General features: G+C 45.8%; 12 protein-coding genes. 5 read left to right on the plus strand and 7 right to left on the minus strand.

Translation table 11 applies throughout. The features are described from left to right. Nucleotides 1–42: 42 nt before the first annotated feature. Nucleotides 43–423 (plus strand): VanZ family protein, encoded by a 381-nt coding sequence (locus tag CPIN_RS02145; RefSeq protein ID WP_044217662.1) that lies wholly within the window; start codon nucleotides 43–45, stop codon nucleotides 421–423. On the opposite strand, the gene CPIN_RS02150 is transcribed toward CPIN_RS02145, so the two are convergent. The 3 genes from CPIN_RS02150 to prfA all read right to left on the minus strand — a co-directional run bounded on the left by CPIN_RS02150 (nucleotide 416) and on the right by prfA (nucleotide 3,352). Next, nucleotides 416–1,327: a cation diffusion facilitator family transporter gene (locus tag CPIN_RS02150; RefSeq protein ID WP_044220704.1), complete on the minus strand. Its 912-nt coding sequence runs from the start codon at nucleotides 1,325–1,327 to the stop codon at nucleotides 416–418. The two genes, CPIN_RS02145 and CPIN_RS02150, sit on opposite strands and share 8 nt — an antisense overlap. Before the next feature lie 102 nt (nucleotides 1,328–1,429). After that, entirely contained in the window at nucleotides 1,430–2,107 is a 678-nt protein-coding gene (locus CPIN_RS02155) for a YiaD family glycine zipper/OmpA-like lipoprotein (protein ID WP_012788113.1), read from the minus strand. A 180-nt stretch (nucleotides 2,108–2,287) separates the two neighbouring features. After that, complete coding sequence (gene prfA, locus CPIN_RS02160) at nucleotides 2,288–3,352, minus strand: peptide chain release factor 1 (RefSeq protein WP_012788114.1); 1,065 nt, start codon at nucleotides 3,350–3,352, stop codon at nucleotides 2,288–2,290. A gap of 82 nt (nucleotides 3,353–3,434) precedes the next feature. Here prfA and CPIN_RS02165 point away from each other — a divergent pair, with 82 nt between their 5' ends. Both CPIN_RS02165 and CPIN_RS02170 read left to right on the plus strand, forming a co-directional pair. Next, nucleotides 3,435–4,589, plus strand: a complete 1,155-nt coding sequence (locus CPIN_RS02165; RefSeq protein ID WP_012788115.1) for an amidohydrolase family protein — start codon at nucleotides 3,435–3,437, stop codon at nucleotides 4,587–4,589. Nucleotides 4,590–4,622: 33 nt separating this feature from the next. Then, nucleotides 4,623–5,714 (plus strand): mechanosensitive ion channel family protein, encoded by a 1,092-nt coding sequence (locus CPIN_RS02170; RefSeq protein WP_012788116.1) that lies wholly within the window; start codon nucleotides 4,623–4,625, stop codon nucleotides 5,712–5,714. 131 nt (nucleotides 5,715–5,845) lie between these two features. On the opposite strand, the gene CPIN_RS02175 is transcribed toward CPIN_RS02170, so the two are convergent. The 3 genes from CPIN_RS02175 to CPIN_RS02185 are packed head-to-tail and all read right to left on the minus strand — an operon-like array spanning nucleotide 5,846 to nucleotide 8,023. After that, nucleotides 5,846–6,364: a thioredoxin family protein gene (locus CPIN_RS02175; RefSeq protein WP_012788117.1), complete on the minus strand. Its 519-nt coding sequence runs from the start codon at nucleotides 6,362–6,364 to the stop codon at nucleotides 5,846–5,848. Nucleotides 6,365–6,373: 9 nt separating this feature from the next. Beyond that, nucleotides 6,374–7,003: a MerR family transcriptional regulator gene (locus CPIN_RS39280; RefSeq protein ID WP_245552071.1), complete on the minus strand. Its 630-nt coding sequence runs from the start codon at nucleotides 7,001–7,003 to the stop codon at nucleotides 6,374–6,376. 48 nt (nucleotides 7,004–7,051) lie between these two features. Beyond that, the gene (locus CPIN_RS02185; protein WP_012788119.1) at nucleotides 7,052–8,023 is read right to left on the minus strand and encodes a M23 family metallopeptidase; all 972 of its coding nucleotides are present in this window, start codon (nucleotides 8,021–8,023) and stop codon (nucleotides 7,052–7,054) included. Between the two features lie 285 nt (nucleotides 8,024–8,308). Between CPIN_RS02185 and alaS the strand changes: the two genes are divergently transcribed. Next, nucleotides 8,309–10,924, plus strand: a complete 2,616-nt coding sequence (alaS, locus tag CPIN_RS02190) for an alanine--tRNA ligase (RefSeq protein ID WP_012788120.1) — start codon at nucleotides 8,309–8,311, stop codon at nucleotides 10,922–10,924. 285 nt (nucleotides 10,925–11,209) lie between these two features. Here the strand turns inward: alaS and CPIN_RS39435 are convergent, their stop codons facing one another. Further along, complete coding sequence (locus CPIN_RS39435; RefSeq protein ID WP_272867911.1) at nucleotides 11,210–11,338, minus strand: hypothetical protein; 129 nt, start codon at nucleotides 11,336–11,338, stop codon at nucleotides 11,210–11,212. A gap of 149 nt (nucleotides 11,339–11,487) precedes the next feature. Between CPIN_RS39435 and CPIN_RS02195 the strand changes: the two genes are divergently transcribed. Beyond that, nucleotides 11,488–12,531 carry a PDZ domain-containing protein gene (locus CPIN_RS02195; protein ID WP_012788122.1) on the plus strand — a complete coding sequence of 348 codons (1,044 nt, stop codon included), beginning with the start codon at nucleotides 11,488–11,490 and terminating at the stop codon, nucleotides 12,529–12,531. Nucleotides 12,532–12,578: the final 47 nt, after the last annotated feature.

Genomic DNA, 12,578 nt, shown 5'->3' on the forward strand with positions numbered 1-12,578 from the left:
ACCTTATAACTTTACGGACTAAATTTTGTCATGGTGCCAGCAATGAGACTTTTCCGATATTACCTGCCAGCAACAGTCTGGATATTACTGGTACTGTATCTGTGTACGCTTCCGGGAGACGATCTGCCGTCCAATCCCTTCTTTGAGAAGATTCATCTGGACAAGATAGTACACATCGGATTATTTGGAGGAACTGTATTCTTCCTGTGTCTTGGCGTATACCTGCAAAAGAGAATCATATCGAAATTCACGCTGACGATTATCGCCATTTCAGCGGCATTTTATGGCCTCGCAATTGAATATATTCAGAAATATTTCGCTGTTCACCGCAGCTTTGATATGAGCGATGTCGCTGCTGACATAGTAGGCGCCGTCACAGGTATCATTGCTTTTAACCTGGTAAGGAAATGGTGGCTCAAGTAGCCTGCTGCTGTGGCTCCGGCTGTACGATAATGAAGTGTATAGGCGGATAAGCCGCCATAATTTCTTTCCTGATACGTATGATGGCTTCGTTGATATCTTCCGTTCCCAGGTCGTCTCTGAAAGTCACCATCAGTAATAACATAACGTCCTCCGGCGATTGATAGGTAGAAAAGATATGTTGTACCTTCACTATTGCCGGATCACTCTCTACCAGCCCCTTTATGTGCTGCTGCGTAGCAGGCGCAATACCTTCTCCCATCAGCAGACTACGACTTTCTCTCGCCAGCAGTACCGACACAATACTGAGAATGATGCCCACAATCAAGGAAGCAACTCCATCCAGGAACGGATTGTTGTAATGATGCCCCAGATATACCATTAACGCAACAACTGAAAGTCCGATCACCGCAGCGCCATCTTCAAACAACACAATAAAACTTGCCGGGTCTTTACTACGGTGGATCGCCGTCCACCAGGATAAATTACCCCGTACCTTATCAAATGCCCTGATAGCAACAACCAGGGAAGTTCCTTCAAATACAAATGAAAACGCCAGTACGATATAATTCCAGGTAGGATCTTCAAGGGGAGGAGGGTGCTGAATATGAATCACACCCTGATAAAAGGAAATACAGCCTCCTATACCAAAGATGAGTATAGATACAATAAACGACCAGAAATAGATCTCCTTGCCATAACCAAAAGGCCGTCTTTCATCAGGAGAGCGTTTACTACGCCTGATGCCAAACAGTAATAATAACTGATTGGTCGTATCCACCAGGGAATGCACCCCTTCTGATATCATGGCGGAACTACTGGTTGCCGCACCGGAAATAAACTTGATGACAGCAATCAGCAGATTGGCTGCCAGCGCTGTAAAAATGGTTTTATTATTCGCGGCCATATACATCAATACCGACGGGAAAATCGTGCCAATAGCCACAAAAAAAAGTGCCCCCGTAATAACGGAGGCACCAGTTGTATCAGTTGATCAGTGGAATACTAATTATTTACCTGATTCTTTCTGTGCGTCAGATTTCATCTTCTCATTCGCGAAGATGGAGAATTCAACACGACGGTTTTTAGCTTTGTTAGCATCAGAGTTGTTAGGAACAACCGGCTGTCTTGCACCATACCAGAAAGTCTGTACACGGCTGGCAGCAACACCCTGAGATTTCAGGTAAGTAGCTACAGCATTTGCACGTCTTTCAGAAAGACCCATGTTATAAGAATCTGTACCTGTAGTATCAGTATGACCTTCTACACGAACGTAAGTATCAGGATATTTGTTCAGAATAGTAGCCAGGTCTTTAATGTTCTGCTGTGCTTGTCCGGTCAGGTCTGATTTATCAAAACCAAACAGTACCCCTGAAGCAAAGGTTACATTAATACCTTCACCTACACGCTCAACAGTTGCATTTGGAACTTCAGTTTTGATTTCCTGCGCCTGTTTATCCATTTTTTTACCGATCAGCACACCAGCACCACCACCTACGGCAGCACCAATGATCGCACCTAATGCAGTATTACCAGCAGCTTTACCGATAATTGCACCAGTTGCAGCACCACCAGCCACACCGATAGCAGCGCCTTTTTGAGTGTTATCCATTTGTTTCACTGTGTTACAAGCGAATAAGGTGATCGCAGACAAGAGAATAGCTACAATAGGATTTATCCTTTTCATCTTAATTAGTTTAAACGTTCTTATAATTTGCTTTTAATAGTCAAGCGAAATACCTTAGACAAATATGCTGCCAGATTTTGAAACAGGCAGCATACCAGTGAACTAGATATTACGAGCGGCGCAAATGTAAGACATATATTTATTATGAAATAAGATATATATCTGCTCCGCCACTACTTATTAACTGCCCATCTTCATTTTCTCCGCGTTCTCTGCGAACTGTAATGCCTGTACCATTTCCTGGATATCTCCGTTCATAAATGCATCCAGATTGTACATAGTCATACCTATACGATGATCAGTTACACGCCCCTGTGGATAGTTGTAAGTTCTGATCTTGGCAGAACGGTCACCGGTAGATACAAGGCTCTTTCGCTGTGAAGCAATCGCCTCTTCATGCTTACGCACTGCCGCCTCATAAATACGGCTACGCAGCATCTTCATCGCGATATCCCTGTTGGAGTGCTGACTACGTCCTTCCTGACACTCTACCACTACGCCGGATGGGATGTGCGTCAGACGTACGGCAGACTCAGTCTTGTTTACGTGCTGACCACCCGCACCGGATGAACGGAAGGTATCCATTTTAATATCTGCGTCTCTGATCTCGACGTCTACCTCTTCCGCTTCCGGCAGGATAGCTACTGTTGCAGCAGAGGTGTGTACACGCCCCTGAGTTTCAGTCGCCGGTACGCGCTGTACACGGTGTACGCCTGACTCAAACTTCAGGGTACCATATACATCGTCGCCGGTTACTTCCACGACAACCTCTTTATATCCCCCAGCGGCGCCAGGCGTCTCATTCATAATGGATGTACTCCAGCCTTTGGTTTCGCAATAACGCAGGTACATACGCAGCAGGTCGCCGGCAAAAAGGCTCGCCTCGTCGCCACCGGTGCCACCACGGATCTCCAGCATCGCGTTTTTCTCATCCTGCGGATCTTTCGGGATCAACAGGTTGCGGATATCAGCCTCCTGCTCGTCTTTCAACAGCTGCAGCGCTTCTGTTTCCTCCTTGGCAAGCTCCCTCATTTCCTCATCTCCGCTCTCAAGGACTTCTTTATTAAAGGCGATATTGTCCAGCGTCTTCATATAGGCATCGTATACCTTTACGATCTTTTCCAGCTGACGGTATTCCTTACTCAGCTTGCTGAACTGCTTATTGTCACTAACAATTTCAGGATTCGTTAATGCCAGCGATACCTGCTCAAAACGGCCTTTAATCGCATAAAGTTTATCTATCATAATTATCTTTGTTGGAGAGGGTACGGGTGACCTTACGGTTGCCATTTCCTCTGACTGGCCGCAAAATTAATATAATTACTACATGTCTGAACAGCTGAAATTTAAGGGAACGGCATTATTTAACGGGCGGCAGTTATTGCCCGGGAGTATGGTACTGGTATTGACAGACGGTGGAATCGTGCAAGACATCGTACACGAGAGCGAAGCAGGGGAGGGTGTCAGGGAACTCAACGGCATCCTGAGCCCGGGTTTTGTGAATACGCACTGTCACCTGGAATTGTCCCATATGGGGGGAATCATCCCGGAAGGAACCGGTTTACCCGCCTTTCTGACCAGTGTAATGGAGAAAAGAGGGCAGCAGGATACCTCCGCCCAGGTATTGGCCATGGAAAAGGCAGCCACCGCCATGTGGAAAAGTGGCGTCTCTGCCGTAGGCGATATCTGTAATAGTACCGCCTCCCTGGCACTGAAGAAAGACAGCCCTGTATATTATCACTCCTTTGTAGAAAGTATGGGTTTTGTACCCGGTTTTGCCCAACAACGCTATGACTACAGCCTGGGCATACTGGAGCAGTTTAAGGAGATCAATGGCCCGGGGCATTCTTCTTCCATCGTTCCACACGCACCTTATTCGGTGAGCGAGGCCTTGTTTTCTTTGCTTTCGGCTACGCCGGATAATACCCCTGTCAGCATTCATAACCAGGAATGTGAGGCCGAAAACACCCTTTACCAGGATAAGTCGGGCGCTTTCCTCGACTTCTACCAGCACTTTAATATGGATGCTTCCGCATTCAGAGCCAGTGGCACGAATAGTTTACCGGCATGGCTCCCCTGGTTTAAACACCTGCCGGTCATCCTGGTACATAATACATATACCACCGAAAAAGATATCGCCTTTACCAGGGAACAGGCGCCGAATGCATACTGGTGTCTCTGTCCGCAGGCCAATCTGTATATTGAAAAACGGATGCCCGATGTCCCCCTCCTGCGTAGTCAGGGTTGTACGATCACCCTTGGTACAGATAGTCTGGCGTCCAATCATGAGCTATCCATCTGGCAGGAAATCCAGACCATCCGTAAGTATTACTCAAATATTGCACTGGAGGAAATATTGCAATGGGCAACCCTGAACGGAGCAATGGCACTGGGGATTGACGGGAAATATGGCAGCTTTGAGAAAGGCCGGCAGCCGGGCGTAATACTAATAGATGAACAGGAAAGCCGCAGGATTCTATAATTTCGCGGCATTAGAAGAATGCAAACGTAAACTATGAACAGTCTCTTAGACCAGGTAATACTTGGCAACCCTATCCAGAATTATTTTATACTGGCAATTATATTGCTGTTTGTTTCCATGATCAAACGCTACCTCTCCAGGGGAGTAGCAACCCTGTTATACCGTGAGGTAAGACGTTGGGCGCCGGAGATCGGGCAACATGAATTTTCCCATCTGCTGCTGGTGCCACTGGAGTATTTCCTCCTGCTGATCACCTTCATGCTGACGATAGATCACCTGAACTTCCCGCCGGAACTGAATGTAACCGTCTACAATGGTTTTACCGTGAAGATGGTGCTGCATACACTCATGGAACTGGCACTGACCATCTCTATCATATGGATCATCCTGCGTGTGATTGACTTCGTATCACTCATGATCAGCAAAAGCGCCGATCTTTCGCATGATATCACTGACAATCAGTTCATCGTATTTTTCCGGGACTTCTTCAAAGCGATCGTATTCATCTTTGGCGCCATTGCCTTTATCCGTATCTTATTCGGAGCGGTACTGGTGAACAAGATCATCGCCGGTCTTGGTATCGGTGCGGCGGCCCTTGCACTCGCTGCGAAAGAAAGCATTGAAAACCTGATTTGTTCCTTCATCATCTTCTTTGATAAGCCTTTCCGGGTGGGAGATGCAGTAAAAGTGGATTCCTTCCAGGGTAACGTAGAAAAGATCGGCTTGCGCAGTACGCGTATCCGTACACTGGAAAAGACCTTTGTAACGGTTCCTAACAAGAAAATGGTGGACAGTGTACTGGATAACCTTTCACTGCGCACCCACCAGCGTGCCGTTATGCGCCTTGAAATAGCAGGAGATACACCCGCTGACAACATCCTGCAGGTATTAAACGATATCAGACAATTATTGATTTCAAATGAGCGGGTACAGGAGGGGTTCGTACTCAACCTGAATGAGTTTACGAAAGATACTTATGTTATTCAGCTGATCTATCTGACACAGGTGATTGAAGGCGTACCATATAACGGACTGCGTAATGAGATCAACCTGGCGATCATCAGTATTATGGAGAGAAGAAATGTGAAGCTGAGCAGCACGAAAGTAGAGATACACGAGAAATAAACAACCTTTATATAATAGAAGAATCCCCGGTTAGACTATACTTATCTTTCGTTAATGCTTCGTTTTTCAACGACAGATCAATGAAAGATAAGTATAGTCTAACCGGGGATTTACTATTGATAACTGTATAATCAGTCTTTATCTTTTCTGTTAGCTTTCAGCAGTATTCTTGCGATATCGCTTTCCAGGGATTCTCCTACTTCTCCATTCAGGCGGCCGATCTCTTTACCCTCACGCAGCACGATAAAAGTAGGGAGTTTCTTTACTTTATAGTCCTGTGGTGCACTGGTCTGCATTTTTTCATCAGCGCCATAGGTCTGCACCTGTTCATCAGGACTACCACCCAAGATCATGATTTTATATAACTGAGGCAACAGCTGGCGGCTCTGGTCTTCCCAGGTGCCTACAACCGCCACTATATTGAATTTACCGCGATTGTCCTTGATATAGTTCAGCATGTTATCATTTGGCTGATAACCATTTACACCGGTATAAAACCAGGCAAATGCGCTGTCATTCATCAGGGTCTGCATGTCTATTTTACCTTTTAATACCTTTTTACCGTTGGATGCTCTGCTTGCTGTGGTTTGTGCAAATGTCAATGTTGACAGTAACAGACTGCCAACCAGTAATAATGATTTCAATCGCATAATGTATTTTTATAATTGTTCCTTCAGTTCGGTCAGAAAACCTCTTACCTTTAGCAAAGCTTGTACCATTTCGAAACTGCGGGCTGCCAGTTTACGGTCTTCTTTCAATTTTTGTTTAGCACCTTCGATAGTATATTTCCGTTCTCTTAGTAAATGATAGATAAGTTTCAGGTGCTGAATGTCTTCCTGGCGGAATAAACGGTCGCCTTTTCGGTTCTTTTTAGGCTGTAATATATCAAACTCATTCTCCCAGTAGCGGATCAATGAGGTATTTACGCGAAACATCGTGGCCACTTCACTGATTGAGTAATATTGCTTATCCAGGGGGATTGCATCTAATGCTCTCATCAGGTCCGGGTCATCTGCCACTTCTTTTAATGATTTCCTGCCACGTTTTTTCTGTGGAGGTTGTGTTGCCGTAACAGACGTCCCTTTACCAATAAATGGCACGGGTGGCAAATTGTCTGATGGCATCTGTACCTGTATCTTCACGGGAATTTCCACCTCCGGCTGCGGCCTTGGTGGTGGTGGCGGCGCGGGGGCCGGCTTTATGACAACGACGGGTTCCTGTACCTGTTCTGGCACTTGCACTTGCGGCTTTGGATCTGGTGAAGAAAAAAGGTCCAGTTGTTGCATCATGGTACCAAATTACAAAATTCTCCCCTTTGAGAGTTCAGCATTAACAAGTTAGTCGAATGACTGGTTGCCTGATCGGGCAATCTTCAGCATACGGTCAAACTCTTCGGGAGACAGATCATTAAAGAAGAAGTATACCGGGTCAACTTTCTCTCCATTTTTCACTACCTCGTAGTGGCAGTGCGGTCCTGTCGATTTACCTGTACTACCTACCCAGCCTACCACATCACCACGTTTTACGGTCATACCTGTACTCACTTTCATTTTCAGCATGTGCCCGTACAGTGTCTTATAACCATAGCCGTGATTGATTGTAACGTGGTTACCATAACCCACGTCGCTGAGGCTGGCGTCTTCTACCACCCCGTCGCCCGTCGCATAGATAGGCGTACCTGCCGGAGCGGCGAAGTCAAGTCCGGAGTGATACTTTACTGTTTTGTAAATAGGGTCAATACGATAACCGAACCCGGAAGCAATACGTTTCAGGTCTTTGTTGGCCACCGGCTGAATAGCAGGGATAGAGGCCAGCATTTTCTGTTTATTTTTCACCAGGTCATCGATCTTTTCGTAAGATTTAGCCTGGATGGAGATACGGTGTAACAGTTCCTGGAGCAAAGCGCCTGTGCTGGCGATAATCTCGCTGCTGGAGAAAGACTGTAACTGGATCAGCTCTTCTTCTTTCTCTGCACTGCCGGCACGAGTACTATCCGGGATAGGAGATGCCTCAAAAATAACCCGGTAGATCTCGTTATCACGATGTTCCAGTTCTCCCAGCTGGGATTTCACCTCGTTCATACGGTCTTCCATGGCCTCATACTTTTCATTCATTACCTCCAGCTCACGGCGTAACCGTTTCTCTTTTGGAGAATCCAGTACACGGTAGGATACGGACAGGAAGATGAATCCCGTTACAATGGCAGCAGAAACAAATCCCAGTATCCTCAACAGTTTCACCCGCAGGGACACTACGAGTTTTTCATATTTGAGCGTTTGTGTATTATAAAAGTATTTAACCTTCTTCATGTACCGGCCTTAAGCATTTAAGCAGAACCTACATTCCCAATGGAAGTCCTTTGGATTACTTTTAACAGGGTTATACAGATATGGATGAGAGGGGATATAGACTTTTTCAATATTTTTGCACTCCTTTCCGGAAATACGGCAAGGTGTGCAAACCTAAGGGAATTAGACTAAAAGGGCAATCTTTTGAATGTCAATTTTCTAAATACCGCTAGTTGGCTTAAAATACAAATTAAAGCCATTTAGGTGACACAAAATTAATATACATACCAATTATTTCAAATACTTATGACAGCTCCCGAGATTCGTCAGCAATTCCTGGACTTTTTTGCGTCCAAAGGCCACCATATCATGCCTTCTGCTCCTATTGTAGTAAAAAACGACCCTACCCTGTTGTTTACCAACGCGGGTATGAACCAGTTTAAGGACTACTTTCTGGGCAATAGGGCGCCGGCCTGGAAAAGGGTGGCGGATACCCAGAAATGTCTGCGCGTAAGCGGTAAACACAATGACCTGGAGGAAGTAGGTATCGACACCTACCACCATACCATGTTCGAAATGTTAGGTAACTGGAGCTTCGGTGATTACTTCAAAAAAGAAGCGATCGACTGGAGCTGGGAACTACTTACAGAAGTATATAAGCTACCTAAAGACCGTCTTTATGTGACTGTTTTTGAAGGAGATGCGAAGGAAAACCTGGAAAAAGACCAGGAAGCATTCGAATTCTGGAAAAAACATGTTCCGGAAGACCGCATCCTCATGGGCAACAAAAAGGATAACTTCTGGGAAATGGGTGATACCGGTCCTTGTGGCCCTTGCTCTGAAATTCACGTAGACTGCCGTCCTGACAGCGAAAGAGCGCTGGTAGACGGTAAAACCCTCGTAAATGCAGACGATCCGCAGGTAATCGAAATCTGGAACAACGTATTCATGCAGTTCAACCGCCTGAAAGACCGTAGCCTGGAATCACTCCCCGCTAAACACGTGGATACCGGTATGGGCTTCGAGCGTCTGGTAAGGGTGATCCAGGGTAAAACCTCCAACTACGATACAGATGTATTCTCCGGCACAATCGGACACACGGAAAAACTGACCGGACTTAAATATGGCTGTACTGACAGCAAACCCGATGTGGCTTTCCGCGTAATTGCCGACCATATCCGTGCGATCTCCTTCGCTATTGCCGACGGCCAGCTGCCATCTAACACAGGCGCGGGTTATGTCATCCGTCGTATCCTGCGTCGTGCAGTAAGGTATTATTTCTCCTTCCTGAATTGGAAGAAACCACTGCTGCAAGACCTGGTACCGGTACTGGCACAACAGTTTGCCAACGTATTTCCGGAACTGCTGCAACAGGTTGATTTCGTACAGAAAGTGGTATTCGAAGAAGAAAACAACTTCCTCCGTACCCTGGATAGCGGTATCCGCAGAATTGAAGATTTTATGGGCGCTGCGAAAGAGAAATCTGTGGACGGCAAAACTGCCTTCGAATTATATGACACCTACGGTTTCCCATACGATCTGACCAGCCTTATCGCATCAGAAAATGGTTTCAGCGCGGATAAAGAGGGTTTTGACGCTGCCATGAAAGAACAGAAAGACCGATCCCGTGCAGCAACTGAACTGGATATGGGCGACTGGACCGTACTGAACGAAAATGCAGAATCAGTATTTGTAGGATACGAGCTGTCTGAAACGGAAACTTCCGTAGCGAAATACCGTAAGATCAAGGCAAAAGGTAAGGAACAGTACCAGCTGGTATTGTCACAGACGCCTTTCTACGCGGAAAGCGGTGGACAGGTAGGAGATACCGGTATCCTGACCTTTGGTGCGGAAACTATTCAGGTAACCGATACCAAAAAGGAAAATAACCTGATCGTTCATTTTGTCGATAAACTGCCGGCTAATATCACAACTACTGCTAAAGCAGTGATCAATAAAAACAACAGGCTCAGTACTACCATGAACCACTCTGCTACACACCTCCTGCACGCAGCACTGCGTCAGGTATTGGGTACACACGTAGCACAGAAAGGTTCCCTGGTGAATCCTGAATACCTGCGTTTTGACTTCTCTCACTTTGCGAAAGTAAGCGACGAGGAACTGGCACAGATTGAAGAGATCGTGAATGAAAAGATCCGCGCTAACATCCCTGTAGTGATCAAAGAACTGCCAAAGGAAGAAGCCCTGAAACTGGGTGCAATGGCACTCTTTGGTGAGAAATATGGCGATGTGGTACGTGTGGTGGTAATGGATCCTGGTTATTCTGTCGAGCTGTGTGGTGGTACACACGTTGGTTCTACCGGCGAACTTGGTATCTTTAAATTCACCTCAGAGGGTGCAGTAGCAGCAGGCGTTCGTCGTATTGAAGCCGTTACCGGCCGCAATGCACTGGCATTTGTTAATGCACAACTGCAACAACTGAAAGACATCAAAACAGCACTAAAGAATCCAAAAGATATCGTAGCTGTTGTAGATAACCTGATCAACGATAAAGCTGCCCTGGAAAAACGTGTGGAAGCGCTGGAACTGGAGAAAGTTCGTCAGCTGTCCGCCGGTCTGCAGGCAGAAGTTGAAAACGTACACGGTATCAACTTCCTGGGTAAGATCGTGGATGTAAACAATGCAGAAGCGCTGAAGCAACTGTGCTTCACGCTGAAAACACAGATCGATAACCACGTATTCATACTGGCTGCAAATATCGGCGGTAAAGCGAATGTCGCACTGATGATCTCTGATAACCTGGTTGCGGAAAAAGGACTGGAAGCACCGAAGATCATTAAGGAAAAGATCGCACCTATCATCAAAGGTGGCGGCGGCGGACAGAAGTCTTTCGCAACTGCCGGCGGACAGGAAGCTGGTCAGCTGGATCAGGTGATCACACAGGTGAAAGCAATGCTGTAATCAGCTTTTTAATATATAAAAGGGTCTGTTCACTATCCGGTGAACAGACCCTTTTTAGCTTATACCAGATTTATTCCATTCTCTTCGCTTTTAATTACAAAAGACGAAGCTTGCGGAGTTGATCCTCCAATGGCACTTTCATTTCAGGAATTGTTATCTGATTAAGTTTCTCCTCAAGCGGCCAGACCTGATCTGTATACGTTATATTCGAATTGGTCGTCTTTTTTTTGCGTAAATCAGATTGCCCTGTCGATCATATTGTAGCTCCGGTATGAGGCGGTATTATTAATGACTCTTCTTATCTGAAGAACGGGTTAATGGCTTAAATTCAGGGATGTCCAGTGGTTTCAGCTTAACCTGATATATTTTATCTACCTCATATGAATTCTTTGCAGGCCAAACTTTTCCTTTCATGGGGAGGTATGGGTTTTCCAAAAGTAATGTTAATTCCAGGCCCATGCATATCATTACACCCCTGTTTGTCTATTTTAACTTTTTGTTTATATATCGCCCCCCTAAATTTGTCTCCGTTAATACACATTTACAATAAAAAGGAACATATTATGAGCAAGCTATTGCAGACCCTTACACTGGCAAGCATTACCTGCTTTGCTTTCAGCTCTGCTACTATCGCGCAGGATAAAAGCAGCGATAAACTGGGAGAGTATGACGAGATCGTTATTAAACGAAACACCAATAAGGATGGGAAAGTGACCATCGAAATAAAGGATGGTAATGTTTTAGTTGACGGTGATAAAATGGACGCTTATAAAGACGGTGACATTTCTGTATACAGACGTCGCATCCGTCCTGTAGATGGCAATACTTTCAATTTTGCCATGCCTCCGGGTGGAGGCGGCATTCAGCTGTTTAATGAAGATGACGAGGCTGGCGATGACGCAATGGCTATCAAACCGGGCAAAGCCGTACTGGGCGTATTTACCGAAAAGAAAGAAGCGGTTGGTGTAACTGTAAAAGAAGTGGCAAAAGGTACACCTGCGGAGAAAGCCGGTTTACTGGCTGGCGATATAATCACTAAAGTAGACGCTGATAAAGTCGACGAACCAAAAGACCTGTTTGAGAAGATCGGCGCCCATGATCCTGGTGATAAAGTAACTATCACTTACTTACGTGATAAAAAAGAAAATACAGCGACCGTTACCCTGGATGAAAGAAAAGGCGAAGGTACCCTGGAGCTTTTCCCTCGCAATGACAGAAACTTCCGTCGTATACCCCGTGGCAGCTTTAACTTCGGAGATGGCGGGCCTGGGCAGGGTTTTCCTGGTCCGGGTTTCAACCGTGATTTCCGTAATTTCCATGAAAACAATGAAGTAAAACTGGGTCTTTCCGTACAGGATACGGAAGATGGTAAAGGTGCAGTAGTGTTAAGCGTAGCTCCTGGTTCCGCTGCTGAAAAAGCCGGTTTCAAAGCCAATGATATCGTTACTGATATTGCAGGCAGTGAAATCAGCTCCACACGTGATGTGGCAAATGCTTACCGGGCCAACAAAGAGAAAGGATCTTTCTCTGCGAAAGTGAAGAGAAACGGGCAATCAAAAACACTGGAAGTAAAAGTGCCGAAGAAATTAAATAAAGTGGATCTGTAGTAATGATCCGTCTGTGTATTAAAACAAGAGGAGCTTCATTCTGGAGC

The organism is Chitinophaga pinensis DSM 2588 (assembly GCF_000024005.1).
Classification (GTDB): Bacteria; Bacteroidota; Bacteroidia; order Chitinophagales; family Chitinophagaceae; genus Chitinophaga; species Chitinophaga pinensis.

Excerpts from the sequence above, each read along its gene's own strand:
- CPIN_RS02195 (WP_012788122.1), top strand. The coding sequence starts at position 11,488 with ATGAGCAAGCTATTGCAGACCCTTACACTGGCAAGCATTACCTGCTTT.
- CPIN_RS02145 (WP_044217662.1), top strand. The coding sequence starts at position 43 with ATGAGACTTTTCCGATATTACCTGCCAGCAACAGTCTGGATATTACTG.
- prfA (WP_012788114.1), bottom strand. The coding sequence starts at position 3,352 with ATGATAGATAAACTTTATGCGATTAAAGGCCGTTTTGAGCAGGTATCG.
- alaS (WP_012788120.1), top strand. The coding sequence starts at position 8,309 with ATGACAGCTCCCGAGATTCGTCAGCAATTCCTGGACTTTTTTGCGTCC.
- CPIN_RS02170 (WP_012788116.1), top strand. The coding sequence starts at position 4,623 with ATGAACAGTCTCTTAGACCAGGTAATACTTGGCAACCCTATCCAGAAT.
- CPIN_RS02185 (WP_012788119.1), bottom strand. The coding sequence starts at position 8,023 with ATGAAGAAGGTTAAATACTTTTATAATACACAAACGCTCAAATATGAA.
- CPIN_RS02150 (WP_044220704.1), bottom strand. The coding sequence starts at position 1,327 with ATGGCCGCGAATAATAAAACCATTTTTACAGCGCTGGCAGCCAATCTG.
- CPIN_RS39435 (WP_272867911.1), bottom strand. The coding sequence starts at position 11,338 with ATGAAAGGAAAAGTTTGGCCTGCAAAGAATTCATATGAGGTAGATAAA.
- CPIN_RS39280 (WP_245552071.1), bottom strand. The coding sequence starts at position 7,003 with ATGATGCAACAACTGGACCTTTTTTCTTCACCAGATCCAAAGCCGCAA.
- CPIN_RS02165 (WP_012788115.1), top strand. The coding sequence starts at position 3,435 with ATGTCTGAACAGCTGAAATTTAAGGGAACGGCATTATTTAACGGGCGG.
- CPIN_RS02155 (WP_012788113.1), bottom strand. The coding sequence starts at position 2,107 with ATGAAAAGGATAAATCCTATTGTAGCTATTCTCTTGTCTGCGATCACC.
- CPIN_RS02175 (WP_012788117.1), bottom strand. The coding sequence starts at position 6,364 with ATGCGATTGAAATCATTATTACTGGTTGGCAGTCTGTTACTGTCAACA.